15 protein-coding genes and 1 pseudogene are annotated in these 22039 nt (G+C 69.2%); 5 read left to right on the forward strand and 11 right to left on the reverse strand.

Features of this window, described 5'->3' with window-relative positions; translation table 11 throughout:
* Positions 1 to 47: 47 nt before the first annotated feature.
* Positions 48 to 3017 carry a UPF0182 family protein gene (locus tag AC5Y47_RS20920; protein WP_499946166.1) on the reverse strand — a complete coding sequence of 990 codons (2970 nt, stop codon included), beginning with the start codon at positions 3015 to 3017 and terminating at the stop codon, positions 48 to 50.
* Between the two features lie 69 nt (positions 3018 to 3086).
* The gene (locus AC5Y47_RS20925; protein WP_499946167.1) at positions 3087 to 4109 is read right to left on the reverse strand and encodes a YlbL family protein; all 1023 of its coding nucleotides are present in this window, start codon (positions 4107 to 4109) and stop codon (positions 3087 to 3089) included.
* A 78-nt stretch (positions 4110 to 4187) separates the two neighbouring features.
* Between AC5Y47_RS20925 and AC5Y47_RS20930 the strand changes: the two genes are divergently transcribed.
* Positions 4188 to 5573, forward strand: coding sequence for a zinc-dependent metalloprotease (locus AC5Y47_RS20930; protein ID WP_499946168.1), 1386 nt, complete (start codon positions 4188 to 4190; stop codon positions 5571 to 5573).
* A 38-nt stretch (positions 5574 to 5611) separates the two neighbouring features.
* Here AC5Y47_RS20930 and AC5Y47_RS20935 read toward each other — a convergent pair whose 3' ends face one another.
* Complete coding sequence (locus AC5Y47_RS20935) at positions 5612 to 7186, reverse strand: PE family protein (RefSeq protein ID WP_499946169.1); 1575 nt, start codon at positions 7184 to 7186, stop codon at positions 5612 to 5614.
* 189 nt (positions 7187 to 7375) lie between these two features.
* Between AC5Y47_RS20935 and AC5Y47_RS20940 the strand changes: the two genes are divergently transcribed.
* On the forward strand, positions 7376 to 8206 hold the full coding sequence (locus AC5Y47_RS20940; RefSeq protein WP_499946170.1) for a TOMM precursor leader peptide-binding protein: 831 nt from the start codon (positions 7376 to 7378) through the stop codon (positions 8204 to 8206).
* Here the strand turns inward: AC5Y47_RS20940 and AC5Y47_RS20945 are convergent.
* A complete protein-coding gene (locus AC5Y47_RS20945) occupies positions 8203 to 8376 on the reverse strand; it encodes a hypothetical protein (RefSeq protein ID WP_499946171.1) in 174 nt (57 codons plus the stop codon). The two genes, AC5Y47_RS20940 and AC5Y47_RS20945, sit on opposite strands and share 4 nt — an antisense overlap.
* An 88-nt stretch (positions 8377 to 8464) precedes the next feature.
* Here AC5Y47_RS20945 and AC5Y47_RS20950 point away from each other — a divergent pair, with 88 nt between their 5' ends.
* Positions 8465 to 9808, forward strand: coding sequence for a macrolide-binding ATPase MABP-1 (locus AC5Y47_RS20950; RefSeq protein WP_499946172.1), 1344 nt, complete (start codon positions 8465 to 8467; stop codon positions 9806 to 9808).
* Positions 9809 to 9864: 56 nt separating this feature from the next.
* On the opposite strand, the gene AC5Y47_RS20955 is transcribed toward AC5Y47_RS20950, so the two are convergent.
* The 3 genes and pseudogenes from AC5Y47_RS20955 to AC5Y47_RS20965 form a co-directional block, all read right to left on the reverse strand.
* Positions 9865 to 10128 carry a WhiB family transcriptional regulator gene (locus tag AC5Y47_RS20955; protein WP_499946173.1) on the reverse strand — a complete coding sequence of 88 codons (264 nt, stop codon included), beginning with the start codon at positions 10126 to 10128 and terminating at the stop codon, positions 9865 to 9867.
* Positions 10104 to 10417, reverse strand: a pseudogene (locus AC5Y47_RS20960) (hypothetical protein). The gene AC5Y47_RS20955 and the pseudogene AC5Y47_RS20960 overlap by 25 nt, the downstream one beginning before the upstream one ends.
* 100 nt (positions 10418 to 10517) lie before the next feature.
* Positions 10518 to 12620, reverse strand: coding sequence for an ATP-dependent DNA helicase UvrD2 (locus AC5Y47_RS20965; protein WP_499946174.1), 2103 nt, complete (start codon positions 12618 to 12620; stop codon positions 10518 to 10520).
* Between the two features lie 103 nt (positions 12621 to 12723).
* Here AC5Y47_RS20965 and mrx1 point away from each other — a divergent pair, with 103 nt between their 5' ends.
* Positions 12724 to 12966, forward strand: a complete 243-nt coding sequence (mrx1, locus tag AC5Y47_RS20970) for a mycoredoxin Mrx1 (protein WP_499946175.1) — start codon at positions 12724 to 12726, stop codon at positions 12964 to 12966.
* 77 nt (positions 12967 to 13043) lie between these two features.
* Entirely contained in the window at positions 13044 to 13682 is a 639-nt protein-coding gene (locus AC5Y47_RS20975; protein ID WP_499946176.1) for a sensor domain-containing protein, read from the forward strand.
* Here AC5Y47_RS20975 and nudC read toward each other — a convergent pair.
* Genes nudC through AC5Y47_RS20995 form a run of 4 tightly spaced genes read right to left on the reverse strand, consistent with a single transcriptional unit; the run spans position 13675 to position 22033 of the window.
* Positions 13675 to 14601 (reverse strand): NAD(+) diphosphatase, encoded by a 927-nt coding sequence (gene nudC, locus AC5Y47_RS20980; protein WP_499946177.1) that lies wholly within the window; start codon positions 14599 to 14601, stop codon positions 13675 to 13677. The genes AC5Y47_RS20975 and nudC overlap by 8 nt on opposite strands.
* Positions 14601 to 15668 (reverse strand): potassium channel family protein, encoded by a 1068-nt coding sequence (locus tag AC5Y47_RS20985; RefSeq protein WP_499946178.1) that lies wholly within the window; start codon positions 15666 to 15668, stop codon positions 14601 to 14603. The genes nudC and AC5Y47_RS20985 overlap by 1 nt, the downstream gene beginning before the upstream one ends.
* A gap of 18 nt (positions 15669 to 15686) precedes the next feature.
* Positions 15687 to 18980, reverse strand: a complete 3294-nt coding sequence (locus tag AC5Y47_RS20990) for an ATP-dependent helicase (RefSeq protein WP_499946179.1) — start codon at positions 18978 to 18980, stop codon at positions 15687 to 15689.
* Complete coding sequence (locus AC5Y47_RS20995; RefSeq protein ID WP_499946180.1) at positions 18947 to 22033, reverse strand: ATP-dependent helicase; 3087 nt, start codon at positions 22031 to 22033, stop codon at positions 18947 to 18949. Before AC5Y47_RS20995 ends, AC5Y47_RS20990 begins: the two co-directional genes overlap by 34 nt.
* Positions 22034 to 22039: the final 6 nt, after the last annotated feature.

The following is a 22039-nucleotide window of genomic DNA, read 5'->3' on the forward strand; positions in this document are numbered from 1 at the left end:
CTCGCGGCCGGGGCGGAAGTGCCGAGGGCGGAAAGCGGCAGCGACCGCTACCTGGTGTTGTTGAACTTGGTGATCGCCTCGTCGAGTCGCTGCAACGCCGAACCGTACCCCGCGAAGTCGCCCTTCTTCTGCGCCTCCCGGGCCGCGCCGATCGCAGCCTGAATCTCTTGCAGCGCAGCGGATTTCGCCGGAGACAACGCCGCGTCGGGAGGCGGCACCGCGGCCGTGGGTGGCGGCACGCCAGGACCGGCCGCCGGGGGCGGACTCGCGGGCGGATTAGCCGGCATGCCTGCATCGGTGGGCTGGATGCCGGTCGCGGCAGCACCCGCACCCGGTCCGAACAGCGCGGTCAGCGCATCGCCCACGGTGGGGCCGTAGCCGACCTTGTCGTTGTACATCATCGCGACCCGGATGAGCCGCGGATACGACGAGGCCGCGTCGCTGGCTCCCGGCGACGCGTAGACGGGCTCGACATAGAGCAGCCCGCCCTGCCCGACCGGAAGCGTGAGCAGGTTGCCCCAGCGGATGCGGTTCTGGTTGTCCCGTCCGATCACACCCAGGTCCTGGGACACCGCCGGATCGGTGGTGATCGCATTGTTGGCGAGCTTGGGGCCGTTGACCTGACCCGGAATGGTCAGCACCGTGAGCTTGCCGTAGGTGGCGGGGTCCGAACTGGCGCTGATGTAGGCGGCCAGATAGTCGCGTTTGAACCTGTTCATCGCGCTGATCAACTGGTAAGAAGCCGAGTTGTCGTTCTTGGCAATGTTTTTCGCGACGATGTAATACGGCGGCTGGTAGCTGCTGGCCGTCGGATTCGGGTCCAGCGGCACGTCCCAGAAGTCCGAGGTGGAGAAGAACGTCACCGGATCGTTGACGTGGTATTTGGCCAGCAGCATGCGCTGCACCTTGAACAGGTCTTCGGGATACCGCAGATGCTCGGCCAGTTCAGGTGTGATGTCACTCTTGGGCTTCACCGTGCCGGGGAACACCCGCATCCAGGCCTTCAGCACCGGGTCGTTCTCGTCCTGCTGGTATAGCGAGACGGTGCCGTCGTAGGCATCGACGACGGCTTTGACCGAGTTGCGGATGTAGGAGACGCGCTTGTCGGGCGCCAGCCGGTTGAACGCCACCTCCGTGGAGTCCGCCGTCGCCGAGGACAGCGAGGTGAGTTCGGAGTACGGGTAGTTGTCCAGCGTGGTGTAGCCGTCGATGATCCACACCAGGCGCTTGTTGACGATGGCCGGGTACACCGCGCTGTCGGTGGTCAGCCACGGCGCCACCGCCTCGACCCGCTGCGCCGGATCCCGGTTGAACAGGATCCTGCTGTTGGAGCCGATCACGTTGGAGAACAAGAAGTTTCGCTCGGCGAACTTAGCGGCGAACACGCTGCGCGCCAGCCAGTTGCCGATCGGGACCCCACCGCCACCGGTGTAGGTGTAGTTCTTGGTCTCGGTGCTGGTCTCGTAGTCGTATTCACGGTCGGCCCCGGTCTTGCCGACGATCGCGTAATCAGCGGTCGCGCCGGCGATGACGGGCCCGAAGTAGATTCGGGGCTGGTCCAGCTGGGCCGGACCGTCGGACACGACGGTGCCGTTGGCGCCGACGACGTTGACCAGGAACTGCGGGTAGCCCCCGTTCTGGTTGGGTTCGTTGGCGATACCGCGCACGGTGTTGGCCGGCGACGCGATGAAACCGTTGCCGTGCGTGTAGACCGTGTGCCGGTTGATCCAGTCCCGCTGGTTGTCGATCAGCCGGTCCGGGTTGAGTTCGCGTGCGGCGACGACGTAGTCGCGCAGGTTCCCGGCGCGGTCCTGGTAGCGGTCGATGGACAACTGGTCGGGGAAGTAATAGAAGTTCTTGCCCTGCTGAAATTGGGTGAACGCCGGGCTCACAATCGTCGGGTCGAGCAGCCGGATGTTGGAAGTGGTCGCCCGATCGGCGGCGACCTGCTGCGCGGTGGCCTGCCCGTCGCCGCTGTAATTGCGGTAGGTCACCACGTCCGGCGTCAACCCGTAGGCTTGCCGCGTCGCGGTGATACTCCGGCTGATGTATTCGCTTTCCTTCTGCGCGGCATTGGGTTTGACGCTGATCTGTTCGACGATCAGCGGCCAGCCGGCACCCACGATCAGCGACGACAACAGCAACAACACCAAACCGATGGCAGGAATCCGCAAGTCGCGCAACGTGATCGCGGAGAACACCGCCGCAGCGCAGATCAGTGCGATCGCCATCAGGATCAGCTTGGCCGGCAGGACGGCGTTGATGTCGGTGTAACCCGCCCCGGTGAACGGCTTGCCGCCGCGGGTGTGCGACAGCAGCTCGTAGCGATCCAGCCAGTAGGCAACGGCTTTGAGCACAACCAATACGCCGACCAGAGTGATCAGCTGAATCCGCGCCGACCGGCTCAGCGCGCCGGCGCGCCCGGTCAGCCGGATGCCGCCAAATAAGTAGTGCGCCACCAGGTTTGCCAGAAACGCCAGGAAGACTGCAACGAACAGGTAGCTGAGCACCAGCCGGTAGAAGGGCAATTCGAATGCGTAGAAGCCGAGGTCCTTGCCGAATTGCGGGTCGGTGATGCCGAAGTCGCCGCCATGCAGGAAAAGCTGGACCCGCACCCAGTAGCTCTGCGCCACGACGCCGGCCAGCACGCCGATCCCCACCGGGACCCCGATGCTTACCAGGCGCAGTCGCCCCAGCACCGCGGCGCGATACCGCGCGACCGGGTCGTTTTCGCTGCTGGGGACGAACACCGGGCGGCTGCGATAGGCCACCAGGAGCGCGGCGAATACGATGCCGCCGACCAGCAGCCCCGCTACCAGGAACACCACGATGCGGGTGACCAGCACGGTGGTGAACACCGAGCGATAGCCGAGCTCACCGAACCACAACCAGTCGACGTAGGCGTCGATCAACCGCGGGCCGGCCAGCAGCAACACGATCACACCCAGTGCGATCAGGATCAGAATCCGGCTACGCCGAGTCAGCTTCGGCATCCTTGCGGTGGGCCGCATTCCCACTAGCTACGCTCCCTGTTCTGTTTCCCCGATGGCCCCAACTGTACGCATCACCCCGGCCCCACAACCCGGCTAGCAGCTCGGGGTGGGCGCCCCGGCCGTCATCGCATGCAGCGCGTCCACCGCCGAACTGAGCGTCTCGACCTTCATCAGCTGCAACCCGGACGGAATGTCGGAGACCGCCTCATAGCAGTTCTTCGCCGGCACCAAGAACACCGTGGCACCCGCAGCGCGGGCGGCCGCCATCTTGTGGGTGATCCCCCCGATCGGCCCGACCTTGCCGTCGACACTGATGGTCCCGGTGCCCGCGACGAACCTCGAACCCGCCAAGTCGCCGGTGGTGAGCTTGTCGACGACGGCCAAACTGAACATCAACCCGGCGGAGGGACCACCGATGTTGGCCAGGTTGAACTCCACGCTGAACGGCGCCCACGGCGCATCCATCACTTCCACGCCCATGAACCCGTAGTCCCGGTCCTTGTTCGTGCCCAGGGTCACCTGCACGACGCCGGCGGGTTCGTTCTTGCGGCGGTAGTCGATGGTCACGACCTGACCCGGCTTGGTGTTCTTCAGCAACGTGGTGAACTGATCGACCGTGGCCACCGGATTGCGGTCGACAGCGTCGATCGCGTCACCGGGTTTGAGTTTGCCCGCTGACGGGCTGTCGTCGGGCACCCTGGCCACGGTCACCGCCTCGGGGTATTTCAGGTAACCCAACGCTGCGTATTCGGCGCTGTCTTCGGACTTCTTGAAGTCGGCGTTGTTGGCGCTGTCCACCTCTTCACGCGACTTGCCGGGCGGGTAGACCAGGTCGCGCGGAACCAACTGCTCCTGGCCGGAGATCCACAGGGTGATGGCTTCACCGAGGGTCAGGTCGTCCCGCTGGGACACCGTCGTCATGTTCAGGTGGCCCGTCGTCGGGTGCGTCTGGGTGCCCTGGATCTGCACCACCTGCTTGCCGTCGACCTCCCCGAGCGTGTCGAAGGTGGGCCCCGGACCCAGTGACACAAACGGCACCGTCACCACCGCCAGCAGGACGCCGAACACCACGATCGGGACGAGCGCGACCATCAAGGTCAAAATCCGCCTGTTCACGCAGAACACACTAATCGGCACCCCAGGCGACCCATTCAGCTGCGAGCGTGACGCCACACCGCGCTTTCCGATTCCCCGGTGGGTACCGTTGACGTCATGGCTGACCTGCCCTTCGGCTTCTCCGCTGGAGACGACCCCGACCGTGAGAAGCGCGGGAAGAACGATCCCGACTCCGGACCGGGCGCGAACCCGTTCGGTTTCGGCGGCGACTTCGACATGGCCAACCTCGGGCAGTTGTTCACCCGTCTCGGTGAGATGTTCGGTGGTGTCGGCAGCGCGATGACGTCGGGCACGGCCGGATCGGGCGCCGGCCCGGTGAACTACGACCTGGCCCGCCAGGTCGCATCCAGTTCGATCGGGTTCGTCGCGCCGATCCCGGCCACCACGAACTCGGCGATCTCCGACGCCGTGCATTTGGCCGAGACCTGGCTGAACGGTGCCACGGCGCTGCCGGCCGGGACGACGAGAGCCACCGGCTGGAGTCCCACCGACTGGGTCGACAACACCCTGAAGACGTGGAAGCGGCTGTGCGATCCGATGGCGCAGCAGATCTCGTCGGTCTGGGTGTCCTCACTGCCCGAGGAAGCCAAGGGCATGGCGGGTCCGTTGCTGCAGATGATGTCGCAGATGGGCGGCATCGCGTTCGGGTCGCAGCTGGGTCAGGCGCTGGGCCGGCTGTCCAAAGAAGTACTGACGTCGACCGACATCGGGCTGCCGCTGGGACCGCAGGGAGTGGCCGCGATCCTGCCGGACGCCGTGGAATCCTTCGCTTCCGGGCTCGAGCAGCCGCGCAGCGAGATCATGACGTTCCTGGCCACCCGCGAGGCCGCCCATCACCGCCTGTTCAGCCATGTTCCCTGGTTGTCCAGCCAGCTGCTGGGCGCCGTCGAGGCATACGCGCAAGGCATGCAGATCGACATGAGCGGGATCGAGGAACTGGCCAGGGACTTCAACCCGGCGTCGCTGGCCGACCCCGCCGCCATGGAACAACTGCTGAGTCAGGGCGTATTCGAGCCCAAGGCGACACCGGCGCAGACCCAGGCTCTGGAGCGGCTGGAGACCCTGCTGGCGCTGATCGAGGGTTGGGTGCAGACGGTGGTGACCGCGGCCGTGGGCGACCGACTGCCCGGCGAAGCGGCGCTCAGCGAGACGCTGCGCCGGCGTCGGGCCAGCGGCGGTCCCGCCGAGCAGACCTTCGCCACCCTGGTCGGGCTCGAGTTGCGGCCCCGCAAGCTGCGCGAGGCGGGGGCGCTGTGGCAACGCTTGACGGAGGCGGCCGGGATGGACGCGCGCGACGCGGTCTGGCAGCACCCGGACCTGTTGCCCAGTGCCGACGACCTGGACGACCCGGCGGCGTTCATCGACGGGGTGATCGGTGGCGACACCAGCGGCATCGACGAAGCGATCGCGAAGCTGGACCGCGAGATCCGCGAGACCGATGATCCCGGCGCTGTGGATAACTGAGCGTGGCAGGTGCCCAGACGCGGCACCGTGATCCGGTACTAAGACCCGCCGTCACCGCCCCTGCCTCCCTGACCGAGGGTGCCGACGCCGACGGCCTGACCGTTGCCGCCGCCACCGCCCCCGCCGTAGGCCCCGGCGGTGCCACCCTGACCACCTGCGGCGGAACCGCCGCCTTGGGCGAAGATGGCACCGGGGCTGCCGGCCTGGCCGGCGGTGCCGCCGACGCCGCCGCCGACAGGTCCGCCGGTGCCGCCGATGCCGCCGATGCCGCCCGCGATGCCCCCGCCCCCGCCCCCACCGCCGACGCCGCCGGCGAAGCCGTGGACGCTCGTGACGACTCCGGAGGCGCCCCCACCGCCCAGGCCGCCGCCTGTGCCCAGGCCGCCCCGGCCACTGGCGCCGAACGACGCAATCTGACCAGATGACGCAGCGCCGCCACCGCCGCCGCCACCACCGGGACCACCTGTAGTTCCGGCCGGGCCGCCGCCCTGGCCCCCGCCGCCACCGTAGGAATAGTCGAAGCCGGCGGGCCCGGACCCGTTGGTGTTGGCAAACGACCCGGCTTGACCGCCGGTGCCGCCGGTGCCGCCGGTACCGCCGTGGCCGCCACCAGTGCTGATGCCACCCTGGCCGCCACCTCCGCCACCACCGCCGGAAGCCCCGGCGGCGGTGCCCTGGGTGATGAGTTCGACTCGTCCACCGGCGCCGCCGGTGCCGCCATCGCCGCCGTTGTAACCGGCGCCGCCCTGGCCGCCGGAGCCGCCGTAGCCGCCGGTGCCGCTGACGACGCCATTGCCGTTGAAGTCGACCGCGCCGCCGGAGCCGCCAGTGCCGCCGGAGCCGCCGTCGCCGTCATGGCCGCCGATGAATCTGGCCAACCCCTGAGCGTGGCCGCCGGATCCGCCGGAGCCGCCGGGGCCGCCGTTGCCGGCGGTGCCGCCGGTGGTGATTGCACCGCCCGTCCCACCCACGCCACCGGTACCGCCGGTGCCGCCATTGCCGAAGAACATTCCGCCGTTGCCACCGGTTCCCCCGGTTCCGGCCAGACCACCGGCGACACCGGGCATGCCACTAATGCCGGCGCCGCCGGCCCCACCTTGGCCGCCGTTGCCGAACAACCAGGCGTTACCGCCTTTGCCACCGGGCTGCCCGGGCCGCCCCGATCCGCCGTCGCCGCCGTCGCCCCACAGCAGCCCGCCCGGACCCCCGTTCTGCCCGGTTCCCGGCGCACCATTGGCGCCCTTGCCGATCAGCGGGGTCCCCAGCAACAAGTTTGTGGGCGCATTGATCACTCCCAGCACTTGTTGTCCGAGCACATCCAACGGCGCGGCGTTGGCCGCCTCTGCCAGCGAATAGGCGCCCCCGGCGGCGCTCAGGGCCTGCACGAACTGGTTGTGAAACGTCGCCGCCCGAGCACTGAGCGCCTGAAAGTCTTGTGCGTGACCGGAAAAGAGCCTCGCGATCGCCACCGAAATTTCGTCAGCCCCGGCAGCCAGCACTTGTGTCGTCGAGGTTGTCGCCGTCACGCGGGCTGCGCCGAGGACCGACTCGATACGGCCCAACTCCGCTGCCGCCGCCGCCATCGTCTCTGGTAACGCGATCACAAAAGACACGTCTGCACACCTCCGAGCAAACCTTTGACTGTCACTTGGCCGGTGGTCTCGGCCCGTCAGGTAGGTGCAACGTAAGCGAGGTGCCCGCAGGGAACTTGAGTAGTCAACTACCTGATTTCTGCTGTGGTCGCTTACCGCTGTGGATAGCTGAATACGGCGCTACGGCCAGGCGTGGCAGCGTGACACGTCATGAGCCGGCCCGGCGCTTGCCTGTATTCGCTGAATCCGGCGATGCCAGTGTTGATGCGCCCAGACGGTGTGGTGCAGGTGGGCTGGGATCCGCGGCGCGCGGTGCTGGTGCGGCCCACGGCGGGTCTGACCGCGACGGGGTTGGCCGCGGTGCTGCGGTCCATGCGCTCACCGGTGCCGATGATCGAACTGCAGCGCCAAGCCGGCGGAGCTGACCTGACCGACCTGGTCACCCAGCTGGTCAGCCATGGTGTCGCGACGAGCCGGCCCCGCAAGGCCGCCGGTCGAGCGGCGTCGATCCGAGTGCACGGACGGGGGCCGCTGTCGGACCTGCTGGTGCCGGCGCTGCGCAGCTCGGGCGCGCGCATCGGGCACAGCAGCCAACCGCACGCGACGATGTCCACCACCACCGTCGACCTGGTGGTGCTCGCCGACTACCTGGTGGCCGATCCGCGCATCGTGCGTGACCTGCACACCTCGGGCGTCCCGCACCTGCCGGTCCGGGTGCGCGACGGCACCGGGCTGGTCGGACCGCTCGTCATCCCCGGCGTCACCAGCTGCCTGAGCTGCGCCGATCTGCACCGTCGCGACCGGGACGCGGCGTGGCCGGCGATCGCCGCGCAGCTACGCGACACCGTCGGGGTGGCCGACCGGGCCACCCTGCTGGCGACCGCGGCGCTGGCACTGAGCCAGGTCAACCAGGTGATAGCCGCCGTGCGCGGCCAGCAAGCCGCCGCGCCATCGGCGCTGAACGCCACGTTGGAGTTCGACCTGAACGCCAGCGCGATCGTGGCCCGCCAGTGGACGCGCCATCCGCTGTGCTCGTGTTAGCCCAGTCGGCCCTGCTCGGGGACGTTCGTGCAGACCGACGCATACGCCCGGGCCAACGTGTCCAGCACGTCCTCGGTCAGGGTGCGCTCGTTGCGGTGCTTGTCCAGGGTCTCGATGATCGCCCGGAACAGGGCCTCGGCGGTGTCGTGCTGGGTTTGCTTGGCTGACATGGGACGCTCCACTCCTTGGCGCAGTGACGACATAGGTCTGTGCTGGCGGGGACGATGCGCAATCAATGCAACGAATGCCCTGAGCGTCATGGATGATAGTTACGTGTCAGAAATCAAGCGTGGCCGCGCGGCCCGCAATGCGAAGCTCGCCAGCCTGCCGGTCGGCATGGCCGGCCGGGCGGCTCTGGGCTTCGGAAAGCGGCTAACCGGAAAGTCGAAGGACGAAGTCAACGCCGAGCTGATGGAGAAGGCCGCCAACCAGCTGTTCACCGTCCTGGGCGAACTCAAGGGCGGCGCGATGAAGGTCGGTCAGGCGCTGTCGGTGATGGAAGCCGCCATCCCCGAGCAGTTCGGTGAGCCGTATCGCGACGCTCTGACCAAGCTGCAGAAGGACGCCCCACCGCTGCCCGCGGCCAAGGTGCACCGGGTGCTCGACGCCCAACTGGGCACCAAGTGGCGCGACCGGTTCAGTTCGTTCAACGACACCCCGGTGGCCTCGGCCAGCATCGGTCAGGTGCACAAGGCCGTCTGGGCCGACGGGCGCGAAGTCGCCGTCAAGATCCAATACCCGGGCGCCGACGAGGCGCTGCGGGCGGACTTGAAGACCATGCAGCGGTTGGTCGGTGTGTTCAAGCAACTCGCGCCGGGCGCCGACGTCCAGGGCGTGGTCGACGAACTGATCGAGCGCACCGAGATGGAGCTGGACTACCGGTTGGAAGCCGACAATCAGCGTGCATTCGCCAAGGCTTACGAGGACCACCCGCATTTCGCGGTGCCGCACGTGGTGGCCAGCGCACCCAAAGTGGTGATCCAGGAGTGGATCGACGGCCTGCACATGGCCGAAATCATCCGCAACGGAACGCGCGAACAACGCGACCTGATCGGCATCCGGCTGCTGGAGCTCACCTTCGATGCGCCGCGTCGGCTGGAGATGCTGCACGGTGACGCGCACCCGGGAAACTTCATGCTGCTGCCCGACGGGCGGTTGGGCGTCATCGACTTCGGTGCCGTGGCGCCGCTGCCGGGGGGTTACCCGATCGAACTCGGGATGACGATCCGGCTGGCCCGGGACAAGAACTACGACCTGTTGTTGCCGACCATGGAGAAGGTCGGGTTCATCCAGCCCGGTCAGGATGTGTCGGTTCGCGACATCGACGAGATGCTGCGCCAGTATGTCGAGCCCATCCAGGTGGAGGTGTTCCACTACAACCGAAAGTGGTTGCAGCGGATGACGGTGAGCCAGTTCGACCGGTCGGTTGCGCAGATCAAGACGGCGCGGCAGATGGACCTGCCGCCCAAGCTGGCGATCCCGATGCGGGTGATCGCCTCGGTCGCCGCGATCCTGTGCCAGCTGGACGCGCGGGTTCCGATCAAGGCGCTGTCGGAGGAACTGATTCCCGGCTTCAACGAGCCGGACACCGTAATGGTCTGAGCCACGGGTGACGCCACCGCGAAATCCGTGAAATCGCGGCGGCGTCACACGTTCGGCTACGCGGCTTGCTTGCGCGGGCGTCCGCGGGGACGCTTGCGGCTGACAATCGAGCCTCGCTCGAAGATCTCACCGCCCCACACACCCCACGGTTCGGCCCGGTCGAGCGCGGCGGTCAGGCACTGCCGCCGGACGGGGCAGTCCGTGCACAGCGTCTTGGCACGCTCGAGGTCGGCCGGGGTTTCGGCGAACCACAGGTCGGGATCGCCGGCATGACATGGCAGGGCCGGCCGCGTCTTTATTGGGACCGTCGATGCCGACATGTCCTCTTCACCTGCTTCCTGGTCGGTTGGCTGTCTAAATCGGCGATCCGGACCAGGTCGGGAAGTGTTTCCCAAAAGCTATGGCCACGGATCCTGGTGACTTCGGGTCCGTGGCCATTCGGCGAAACTGGGCTCTACTTTGCTATGCGAGGCCCCAATCCACGGACGCGTCAGTCGCGGCGGCGACACGGTGCTTACCCGCGGCCGCCGACGCGGCGGCATGTGCGGTGCTCGGTACACGGGTAGCCGCGCCTACGCCGAACGCATTTACGTCGATCGTGTTGAACATCGCGGGCCACCCTCCTTTCATGTCGCCTGAGCGCCAATACCGAGATTCGAGGGTAATGCGTCGCGGCCCGTCGCCACAACCGATTTTCTGACCTGCGGTTTCATGCTTGCCGAATCATTTCGAGCAAGTCGGGCCCATATTGCGCCAGCTTGGTGGCGCCGATGCCGGGTATCGCGATCAGGGCGTCGTCGTCGGCGGGCCGCATCTCGGCGATCGCGACCAGGGTGTTGTCACTGAACACCATGAACGGGGCGATCTTGTGTTCCTTGGCCTGCTCGGTTCGCCACGCCTTGAGTTTGAGCAGCAGCTCCTCGTCGACGTCGCCGGCGCAGGTGGTGCAGCGCCGCAGCATGATGGCGGCCGGCGTGGTCAGGTCCTTGTTGCAGATCCGGCAGCGCGACGGGCCGCGGTTACGGCGCTTGGTTGGCGCCGGGTCGGCGCGCGAGTGGGGCGCGACGCCGTTGAGGAACCGCGACGGCTTGCGGCTCTGCCGTCCGCCCTGGGCCCGCGCCAACGCCCAGCTGAGCGTCAAATGGACTCTGGCCCTGGTGATTCCGACATAGAGCAGGCGGCGTTCCTCTTCCACCGGCTCGCTGTCGGGGCCGTGCGCCAGCGCATGCGAGATGGGCAGCGTCCCATCGGCCAACCCGACCAGGAACACCGCGTCCCATTCCAGGCCCTTGGCCGCGTGCAGCGAAGCCAGCGTGACGCCCTGCACCACCGGCGGGTGGCGGGCATCTGCCCGGGTCCGCAGCTCGGCCATCAGGCCGGGCAGCTGCAGATCGGGACGCTGCGCGACTTCGTCGTCGACCAGTTCGGCCAGCGCGGCCAACGCCTCCCAACGCTCGCGGGCCCGGGTACCGGTCGGCTCCTGGGCCGTCAGACCCAGCGGTTCCAGGATCTCGCGGACCACCTCGGGCAGCGGAGCTTCGGCCATATGGGACCCGCGCTGCGCGGCTCGTTGCAGGGCCAGCAGCGCCTGCTTGATTTCCTGGCGGTTGAAGAACCCTTCCCCGCCGCGGACCTGGTAAGCGATGCCGGCTTCGGTCAGCGCTTCCTCATAGGCCTCGGATTGGGCGTTGACCCGGTACAGAATCGCGATTTCGGATGGCGCCGTGCCGGATTCGATGAGCCGCGCGATCGACGACGCGACCGCGGCGGCCTCGGTGGCCTCGTCCGGGTGCTCCCGGAAGGACGGCACCGGCCCCGGCGCGCGCTGGCCGACCAGCTGCAGTTTGCTGCCCGCCACCCGGCCCCGGGCGGCGGCGATCACCTGGTTGGCCAGGGACACGACCTGCGGGGTGGACCGGTAGTCGCGTTCCAGCCGCACCACGGTGGCATCCGGGAAGCGCCGGGAGAAGTCGAGCAGGAACCGCGGCGAAGCTCCGGTGAACGAGTAGATGGTCTGGTTGGCGTCGCCGACGACGGTGAGGTCGTCCCGGTCACCCAGCCAGGCGCAGAGCACCCGCTGCTGCAGCGGCGTGACGTCCTGATATTCGTCGACGACGAAGCAGCGGTAGCGATCCCGGAACTCGCCGGCCACGGCGGGATCGTTTTCGATGGCCGCGGCGGTGTGCAGCAGCAGGTCGTCGAAGTCGAGCAGGGTGACGTCCTCGTCGCGGACCTTGAGCGCCTCGTAAGCGGTGTAGACGGCCGCGACCTTCTCGACGTCAAGCGGGGTGTCGCGGCCGGCGGCTGCCACAACGCCGGCGTAGTCCTCGGGGCCGATCAACGACGCCTTGGCCCACTCGATCTCGCCGGCGAGGTCGCGCACGTCGTCGGTGCCGACGTTGAGGCGGCACCGGCTGGCCGCGCGGGCGACGACGGCGAACTTGGTGTCCAGCAGCTCCCAGCGGGTGTTGCCGACCACCCGCGGCCAGAAGTAGCGCAGCTGGCGATGCGCGGCGGCGTGGAAGGTCAGTGCCTGCACCGAGCCGACGCCCGCGCCGATCTGGGCGGCGGCGTCCAACGAGCGCAACCGCGAGCGCATCTCCCCTGCCGCGCGCTGGGTGAAGGTCACCGCCAGCACCTGCCCCGCGGCGACGTGACCGCTGGCGACGAGCTGGGCGATGCGGTGGGTGATGGTGCGGGTCTTACCGGTTCCGGCGCCGGCCAGCACGCACACCGGACCGCGCGGCGCCAGCACGGCTTCGCGCTGCTCGTCGTCCAGGTCCGCGATCAAGGGGTCGACTACTACCGGCATGGCGTCCATCTTGGCTTCGATCATGGCAGGGCCGGCCGACAAAAGCGGTTCGCGGCGGGGGCCGCGCCCGGAATGGTTCATCGCCCGGTTACGTTAACGAGTCATGACCAACGCTGCGCTCACTGTCTACTCGACCACCTGGTGTGGCTACTGCTTCCGGCTCAAGACCGCGCTCAAGGCCCAGGGCATCGCCTACGACGAGGTGGATATCGAGCGCGACGCTGCGGCAGCGGAGTTCGTGAGCTCCGTCAACGGTGGCAACCGCACGGTTCCGACGGTCAAGTTCGCCGACGGGTCGACGCTGACCAACCCCAGCGTTGCCGAGGTCAAGGCGAAGCTGGGCTAGGCCACGGGCTGGACACGGCCGGTTGCCCGCGTAATTGGTGCCCCGGCCCGGGCCTGTCGGACCTTACGATGAGCACCATGGCATTGGCGCTGGTCGGGCGGGCGACCTTGGTCGTTTGCTGCGTGGTCTCCGCGCTGACGGGATGCTCGCAGCACAGCACATCAGCGGCGCCGAGGCCTACCGCGACCGGAGCGGACGCGTTGATCGTCAGCGTCGAAGAGGTGCGGCGTATCGCCAATTACGAAGAACTCAACGCCCATGCCCACAACGATCTGCGACACCCGCCGGTCGGTGACGTCAGCGCGCCGGGGCCGTGCCGGGCCGCCGGGACCAGCGACCTCACCTTCGCCGGCGGCTGGACGGAATTCCGCAGCGCCGGCTACAGCGGGGTCACCGACGACATCGACCCGGGTGGGCTGGCGCTGGTCGACTCGGTGAGTCAGGCCGTCGCGATCTACCCCGACGAGCATGCTGCGCGCGGCGCGCTCGATCAGCTCGAAGTCTCGCTGAACGCCTGCGTCGCCCTGCACGACCCCAAGTACGACTTCACGCTGGACAAGCCGACGCCGTTGTCATTGCGGATCACCGACAACGGCTGGAGTCACCAGTACCGGGCCAAGAATTCGGTGTTGATGTCGGTGGGGGTCCTGGGAATCGAACCAGCCGAGCGGATCGCGTCCACGATCATGGACGAGATCGCCGGCCGCGTCAGGTAGCGGCCCAGGATTCGATGATCACCCGGGCGATCGAAATCGACCCGGGCAGAAGCAGTTTCGAGTCCGTCGAGCTCGTCCAGTCGCCGGCCTCGAGTGCGGCACGCACCTCGTCGCGGGTGAACCAGGCCGCCTCGGCGATCTCGCCGTCGTTGAACGAGAACTCCTCGTCCGGATCACCCAGCGCGTGGAACCCGACCATCAGGGAACGCGGGAACGGCCAGGGCTGGCTGCCCAGATAACGGACGTCGCGGACGGTCAGACCGATCTCCTCGCGGATCTCACGCGCGACGCACACCTCGAACGACTCGCCGGCCTCGACGAAACCGGCCAGCAGCGAGAACATCCGTTGCGGCCAGACCGCCTGGCGGGCCAACACGGCCCGGTCGCCGCCGTCGTGCACCAAGCAGATCACCGCGGGGTCGACCCGCGGGAACTCCTCGTGCCCGGTGAGCGGATTCACCCGCGACCAGCCGGCGCGGGCGGGTTTGGTCGGAGTGCCGTCGACAGAGCTGAACCGGGCACTGTCATGCCAGTTCAGCAACGCCAACGCGGCCGACACCAACTGGCTGCTGGTGTCGTCGATGATGCGGCCCAGACGGCGCAGATCAAGCACCTCTACTTCGCCGGGCCCGTCGTCGGGGGGTTCCAGCGCGGCACGGATCGCCCAGACGTGGCGGCCGCCTTCGATCCGGCCCAGGAACACCGCGTCGGCTGGCGGCCTGTCGCCAAGCGCCGCGGCAGGTCCGAGCACGACCTGGCCGTTGACCGCCAGCACCTGATTGCGTGCGTCGACGCGAAGCAGCGCCGCTTGCGCCCATCCGGCGATCGCGGCGTCGACGTCGGTGCGCAGCTGGTCGGCCCGGTCGGCGCCGACCCGGGACAGTAGCGGGACTTCGCGCAGTCGGAAATCCAGCGACATCAGTGCCCCGCGTGACGGACGTAGAGCAGGCGGTCGCCGCCCTCGATCGCGTCCACTTCGGGTGCGTCGATGCGCAACAGTTGCCCGTCGCGAACCACGCCCAGCACGATGTCGCGCAAGTGCCGCGGCGACCCGCCGACTTCGGCCTGCTCCACCTCGCGCTCGGCGATCGCCAGACCCGCGTCGGGAGTCAGCAGGTCTTCGATCATCTGCACGACGCTGGGCGTGGTGGTGGCCAGGCCGAGCAGCCGGCCGGCGGTCTCGGAGGAGACCACCACCGAGTCAGCGCCGGACTGCTGCAGCAGATGCTGGTTCTCGGCCTCCCGGATGGACGCGACGATCTTGGCCTTCGGGGACAGCTCCCGCGCGGTCAGCGTCACCAGCACGGCGGTGTCGTCGCGGCTGGTGGCCACGACGATCGAGGCCGCATGCTGGGCACCGGCCAGGCGCAGCACGTCGGACTTGGTGGCGTCGCCGTGCACGGTGACCAGGCCCGCGGATGCGGCGCGGTCCAGGGCGGTGCGGTCGGTGTCGACGACGACGATCTCGCCGGGGGCCACCTCGTCACCGAGCATCGCGGCGATCGCGGTCTTGCCCTTGGTCCCGTAGCCGATGACGATGGTGTGGTTGCGCACTCTGCTCCTCCAACGCTGGATTTTCAGTGCCTGCCGCGACGTTTCGGTGACGACCTCGAGTGTGGTACCGACCAACAAGATCAGGAACGCGATGCGCAGCGGCGTGATGATCAGGACGTTCGCCGCGCGCGCGAACTCTGAGATCGGGGTGATGTCGCCGTAGCCGGTCGTGGACAGCGTCACTGCCGAGTAGTACAGGCAGTCCAGGAAGGTCAGGCGGTCGCCTTGGGAGTCGTGGTATCCGTCCCGGTCGAGGTAGACGGTGACGGCACCGAGCAGCAGCGCCGCCAGCGCAATCGCGATGCGGCGGGAGATGATGCGCACCGGGCTGGCCTGTCCCTGCGGGATACGCAGGACGCCGACGAGCGCGTAACTGGGCTGGGCGGTCAATCTCTCGTCGAGACGTCTCAGCCGCCAGCTGCCTTTCGCCACGGAGTCATGTAACCACGATCAGGCGGGACGGGGGCGACTGGAGTCGGTCAGCAGTACGGCCAGTTCGTCGGCGCCGGGCAGCACGTCGGGGACCACGGTGGTGCCGCTGCGCACGTAGTGGAAGGCGGTGCGCACCGAGGATTCCGGGCAACCGTGCAGGGCAGCCCACGCCAACCGGTAGACCGCCAGCTGGATCGCGGCCTGCCGCTTGGCTTCCGGCCCCCGCGGCGGCTCACCGGTTTTCCAGTCCACGACGGTGGTGCCGCCGTCGTCGTCGGCGAACACCGCGTCGATGCGGCCGCGCACGACGATGCTGGCGATCGGCATCTCGAACGGCACCTCGACCGCGATCGGGGCGCGGGCCGCCCACGGCGAAGCGGCGAACTTGTCCTGCAGCGCGGCCAGTTCCGCCGAGTCGCCGACGTCCGAGTCGGCCGCGCCCGGCAGATCGCCGAGGTCGAACAGCAGCTCGGCGCCGTAGAATCGCTGCACCCAGGCGTGAAAAGCGTTGCCCAGCAAGGCGTGCGGATCGGGTCGCGCGGGCAGCCGGTGGATCAGCCGCACCGCGGCGCCCTCGGGGTCGCGCGCGAGTTCCACCAGTCCGCTGACCGACAGCTGGCCCGGCAGGGCGTGCTCGACTGCCTGCGTTGCGCGTACCCGCTCGGCCAGCAGCGCGTCGACGTCGGCGGCCCAGCCTTCGACGTCGGCCGGCTCGGTCTCGGGGGGCTCGACCGACATCGCCGCGGCCACCAAAGCCGCCCCGCGTTCGGTGTCCCCACGCCGGCCGGACAGCGGATCGACCGGCCAGACAGCCTCGACAACGTTGTCCCGCAACGGGTTTGGCTCACCGTCGGCGGGTGCGGGCGCCCAGTGGTCCACCGCTCCGCAGGGTTGACCCGCCTGCGCCGAGGCATCGATGACGGCCTTGAGTTCAGCCAGGAACTCCGAGGGGCCGCGCGGCTTGAGGCCGGTAGCTCCCCAGTGGTGACCGGACACCAATAGCGTGTCCTCGGCTCTGGTGACAGCGACGTACAACAGTCGGCGCTCCTCGTCGATGCGTCGCCGATCGAGTTCTTGGCGGTGCTCGAAGATGATGTCCGACAACTGTTTCCGGTTCGTGACGTTTGACGTGTCCAGCACCGGCACGCCCAGGGCGCCGGGTTGGGCGCGATCTCCGCGCAGCAGCGGCGGCAGTTCCCCGGGGTCGCTCAGCCAGCTGCTGCGCGACGCGGTCGACGGGAAGATCCCGCCCGAGAGGTGCGCCACGGCCACCACTTGCCATTCCAGACCCTTGGCGGCGTGCACGGAAAGTATCTGGACCCGGTCGCGGGCCACCACCGGTTGGGCGGCGGCCAGGCCGTTCTCGACCTGCGTTGCCGCATCGAGGTAGGCCAGCAGGCCGGTCACCGAGGCACCGGAGTCACCGGCGCGCTCGGCGTAGCCTGCGACCTCGTCGGCGAACGCGTCCAGGTGCTCGGTGCCCGACCACTCCCCCGCGGCCTTGGCACGGACCTCGCAGTCGAGGCCCAACACGCGACGGACCTCGGCGACCAGATCAGGCAGCGAATATCCCAGATGGCCGCGCAGCGCGGTCAGCTCGCCGGCGAGGGCGTTGACGCGCTGGTATCCGGCGGCGGAGTAGCCCTCGGCGGGGCCGGGATCGCAGATGGCATCGGCCAGGCAGGGGGTGTCGGCGTCCGGGCCGCACGATTTCGCGATCGCCTCGGCCGTGGCCGGTTGCGCCGTCGACGGCGAGCGGTTCAAGTCTTGCGCGCGCCGCCACAGTGCGGCGATGTCGCGGCCGCCGAGCCGCCAGCGCGGACCGGACAGCACCCGCATGGCCGCGGCACCGGCCGTCGGGTCGGCGACCAACCGCAGCATCGCCACCAGGTCGGCGACCTCCGGGACCGCGAGCAGCCCGGCCAGGCCGACGACCTCGACCGGAATCCCGCGCAGCCGCAACGCGTCCGCGATGGGTGCGGCGTCGGCGTTGCGGCGCACCAGCACCGCCGCGGTGGGTGGGGCGGCGTCATCCTCGCGGGCCTGCCGGTAGCGGTGCTGCAGCTGGTCGGCGATCCAGTCGCGTTCGGCCTTTACGTCGGGCAGCAATGCGCAACGCACTGTTCCGGGTGGGGCGTCCGGGCGGGGACGCAGTGGGCGCACCGCAACCGAACGGCGCCTCGCCTCGGCCGAGATCGCGTTGGCCAGGTGCAGCGTGGTGGGCGGGTTGCGCCAGCTGGTGCGCAATTCCAGGGTCGGTGCGGGCGATCCGTCGGCGAGCGGGAAGTCGGTGGTGAACCGGGGCAGGTTGGTCGCCGAGGCGCCGCGCCATCCGTAGATCGACTGGATCGGGTCGCCGACCGCGGTCAAGGCCAAACCGTCGTCGCGCCCGCCGCCGAACAGCGACGACAGCGCAACACGCTGCGAGTGCCCGGTGTCCTGGTATTCGTCGAGCAGTACCACCCGGTAGCGGCTCCGTAGGTCTTCGCCGACCTGTGGAAACTGCGCTGCGAGCCGGGCCGCGGAAGCCATCTGCATCCCGAAGTCCATCGCCTTGTCGGCCCGCAAGCGTTCCTGCAGCGCGTCCAGCAGCGGTACCAGTTCGGCGCGGGCGGTCTGGGTGGCCAGCATGCGCAGCAACGATTGGTTGGGTCCGCTTTCGCGCTGCCGCGGACCGGCCGGCAATGTGTGCACCAGCCGTTCCAGCTCGACGTGGGTATCGCGGAGCTGCCCGGTGTCGACGAGGTGTTCGGCGAGCTGGCCTGATAACCGCAGCACCAACGAGGTGACGGCGGCCGGGGTTTTGTCGGTGCGCAGTTCGCCGCGGTACCCGGTGACGACGTCGAATGCCAGCTGCCACAGCTCGGTCTGGGTGAGCAGTCTGGTGTCGGGCTCGACGGGCAGCAGCAGTCCGTAGTCGCGCAGCAACGAGCCGGCGAACGCGTGATAGGTGCTGACCGCGGGTGCGCCCGCAGGTTCGGCCATCCCGCCCGGGCTGAGGTCGAGGCTCGCCAGCCGGGCCAGGCGGGTCCGGACCCGGCGCAGCAATTGGCCCGCGGCCTTGCGGGTGAAGGTCAGCCCGAGCACCTGGCCGGGTTCGGCGTAGCCGTTGGCGATCAACCACACCACCCGGGCGGCCATGGTCTCGGTCTTGCCGGCGCCGGCTCCGGCGATCACCACCAGCGGACCCGGGGGTGCGGCGATCACCGCGGCCTGCTCCTCGGTCGGCGGGAAAATGCCCAGCGCAGTTGCCAATTCGGCGGGACTGTAGCGCGGCTTCACTGCGCCGGCCCGTCGGCGTGGGCCGGGCACGACGGCCGGACCGGGCAGTGTGCGCAGCCGTCGTTGCGGCGGGCGACGAACTGCGGGCCGGCCGTCGCCTCGGCTGCCCGGCGGACCAGGTCGCGCCAGTGCTCACGGGCCTGTGCGGTCAGCGGATCCTGTTCGCGCTGAGTTGCTCCCGCGGCTCCGGTCTTGCCGGGATAAACCAGCCGGGCGCCGCCGGGCTCGGCACCGGCGGGCATCATGCCCTCGGCCACGGCCAGCTGATACATCGCCAGCTGGGCGTGCTGCTGAGCGTCGTCCTTGGTGACCGGTGTTTTGCCGGTCTTGACATCGACGATGACCAACCGACCGGCGGCGTCGCGCTCGAGACGGTCGACGCGGCCGCGCAGCCGGACCTGTCGTCCGTCCCCGCTGGATGCTTCGAGCGTCCCGTCGACCGCGACCTCGACGCCTACCTCGGTCAGCTCACCGCGGGTCTGCGCACGCCACTCGACGAAGGCCTGGATCATGGCGCGGTGCCGGTCCAGCTCGTTGGCCGAGTGCCAGTCGGCGTCGAACGGCAGGTGCTGCCACACCCTGTCCAGCGCGGCCAGCAGTTGCGTTTCGGTGCGGTGCGGTTCGGCGATCAGCGCGTGCAGCATCGAGCCGACCGTGGAGCGCAACTCGCGGGGGTTGGTCCCGCCGTGCCGTTCGACCAGCCAGCGCAGCGGACAGTCGTTGAGGGCCTGCAGGGTCGAGGGCGTCAACGTCACCACATCCCCGGCGCCGCACAGCGGTGCTGCGGTACTGGTCGGGACCAACCCGTGCCAGCTCGACGGATCCGCGCCCGGCACACCGGCTTTGGCCAGCCGCGCCAATTGTGTTGCCGCACAAGCACGGGTGGCCTCATCGACCGCGCCGTCCGCCGCACATACCACGGCCCGCAGCCGACCGACCACCGCCGCGGTCGACAACACCCGCGGTGTCGAAACAGGTTGCGCCGCAACACTTTCATCGTCGGCGAATTGGGCGATCTCGGCGAAGAACGGCGACGGCAGTGCGGCGTCGTGGCCGTCGGCGTCGCTGTCGACCGCGGTCACCACCAGCCGGGTCCGCGCGCGGCCCATCGCGGCCACCAGCAACCGGCGTTCCTCGGCCAGCAGCGGCGCCCGAACCGAAGCGTCGTCGCTGATCCCGTCGAGTTGATCCAGCAGCCGTTGGGTGGCCAGCACGCCACCACGCGGAATCGTGTTGGGCCACAACCCGTCCTGCAATCCGGCAATGACCACCAGGTCCCATTCGTGTCCCAGGGCGGCATGCGCACTGAGCACCCGGACCTGCTCGGCCGGCGACGCCGCATCTCGGTTGGGCCGTGGCAGCTGCCACGCTGTCACGTGTTCGATGAGGCCGGGCAGTGACGCACCGGCCGTGCTGGACACGTAGTCGTCGGTGAGATCGAACAACGCGGTCACGGTTTCGAGGTCCCGCGCGGCCTGGACGGCCGCCGGACCGCCGCGTTCGATAGCGGTCAACCAGCGCCGTTGCAGGCCCGACCGGTGCCATGCTGCCCACAGCGTGTAACGCGGATCCAGCCCGTCGCGATGGGACCGTGCTGCCGCCGCCAGCACGGCGCGCAGCCGTCGCAGCGCGCGGGCCTGCGGACCGGACACCGGCTGGTCAGAGGTGAGTGTCTGCACCAACCGTTCGGTGAACGTGCCGGGCTGGTCTCGTCGCAATGTCCTGCGTAGCTGCCGCACCGACACCGGATCGACGCGACCGATAGGCCCGGTGACCAGCGCCAGGGCCTGGTCGCCGTCGAGTCCGTCAGCGGTGGCGGCCAGGACGGTGAGCAGCGCACGCACCGCAGGTTCCTCAGCCGGCGACCCACCCGCCGCCGGTATCGCTACCGGAACACCGGCGGCGGCCAGGGCTCGCGGCAGGCGCGCACCGGCGCGAGGCACCGACCTGACGATCACGGCCATCTGCGACCACGGCACGCCGTCGACGAGGTGAGCGCGGCGCAGGGTGTCGGCGATCAGCGCGGTCTCGGCGTGTGCCGAGGCGGCCCGGCGCACCGTCACCGAGCCGTCGTCGGTTCCGGTGCCCTCGATCCGCCGGCCGGCACCGGCACCGGGCAGCCGCATCGCGATCCCGCTCACCGCGTGGGCCACGGCGGGCGCGCAGCGATGCGACACCGTCAGCGTCACCGATGCGCCGTCGTCATCGAGCAGCAGGGCGGGCTCGCCACCGCGGAATCCGAACACCGCCTGATTCGGGTCGCCGGCGATCAGCGCGACCTCGGCGCCGACCGCCAGTGCGCGCACCAGACGCGCCGCCTGCGGGTCGAGTTGTTGTGCGTCGTCGACCAAAAGCACACGGAGACGGGCACGTTCGGCGGCCAGCAGGTCGGGATCCACGGCAAAGGCCTCCAGAGCCGCGCCGACGAGTTCGGCGGCACTCAGTGCCGGTGCGGTGGCCTGCGGGGCCGCGGTGCCCACGGCCGCACGCAACAGCATCACCTGCTCGTACTGCTTGGCGAACCGGCCGGCCGCGACCCACTCCGGCCGGCCGCTGCGGCGGCCCAGCCGTTCGAGCTGGTAGGGGTCCACACCGCGTTCGGCGCAGCGCGCCAACAGGTTTCGCAGTTCGGTGGCGAAACCGGCGGTGGTCAGCGCGGGCAGCAGGTGAGCGGGCCACGATGCGCCGTCTTCGAGATCGCCGGCCAGCAGTTCCCGGATGATGGCGTCCTGCTCGGCGCTGGTCAGCAATCGGGGCGGGGCGTCGCCGGCGCGTTCAGCGGCCCGCCGCAACACCGCGTAGGCATAGCTGTGCACCGTGCGCACCAAGGGTTCGCGCACCACCGGACGACCGACGCTCGACCGCAGCAGCGCCGCCGTCAGAGCGCTGCGTTCGCGTGTTCCGAGCCGACCCGAACCGGTAAGCAGCAGAATGGATTCCGGCTCGGCACCACCAGCCAGCCGGGTGATCGCCGCCTCGACCAGCAGACGGCTCTTTCCCGTGCCCGGGCCGCCCAGGACACGCACCAGGCCTCCCAACCCCGGCTGCAGAACCTGCTGCGCCGCGCCCCAGCTGTGTGTCATGTCAGG

The organism is Mycobacterium sp. NGS22 (genome assembly GCF_059813095.1).

Excerpts from the sequence above, each read along its gene's own strand:
- AC5Y47_RS20940 (WP_499946170.1), top strand. The coding sequence starts at position 7,376 with ATGAGCCGGCCCGGCGCTTGCCTGTATTCGCTGAATCCGGCGATGCCA.
- AC5Y47_RS20945 (WP_499946171.1), bottom strand. The coding sequence starts at position 8,376 with ATGTCAGCCAAGCAAACCCAGCACGACACCGCCGAGGCCCTGTTCCGG.
- AC5Y47_RS20950 (WP_499946172.1), top strand. The coding sequence starts at position 8,465 with ATGGATGATAGTTACGTGTCAGAAATCAAGCGTGGCCGCGCGGCCCGC.
- AC5Y47_RS20955 (WP_499946173.1), bottom strand. The coding sequence starts at position 10,128 with ATGTCGGCATCGACGGTCCCAATAAAGACGCGGCCGGCCCTGCCATGT.
- AC5Y47_RS20965 (WP_499946174.1), bottom strand. The coding sequence starts at position 12,620 with ATGCCGGTAGTAGTCGACCCCTTGATCGCGGACCTGGACGACGAGCAG.
- mrx1 (WP_499946175.1), top strand. The coding sequence starts at position 12,724 with ATGACCAACGCTGCGCTCACTGTCTACTCGACCACCTGGTGTGGCTAC.
- AC5Y47_RS20975 (WP_499946176.1), top strand. The coding sequence starts at position 13,044 with ATGGCATTGGCGCTGGTCGGGCGGGCGACCTTGGTCGTTTGCTGCGTG.
- nudC (WP_499946177.1), bottom strand. The coding sequence starts at position 14,601 with ATGTCGCTGGATTTCCGACTGCGCGAAGTCCCGCTACTGTCCCGGGTC.
- AC5Y47_RS20995 (WP_499946180.1), bottom strand. The coding sequence starts at position 22,033 with ATGACACACAGCTGGGGCGCGGCGCAGCAGGTTCTGCAGCCGGGGTTG.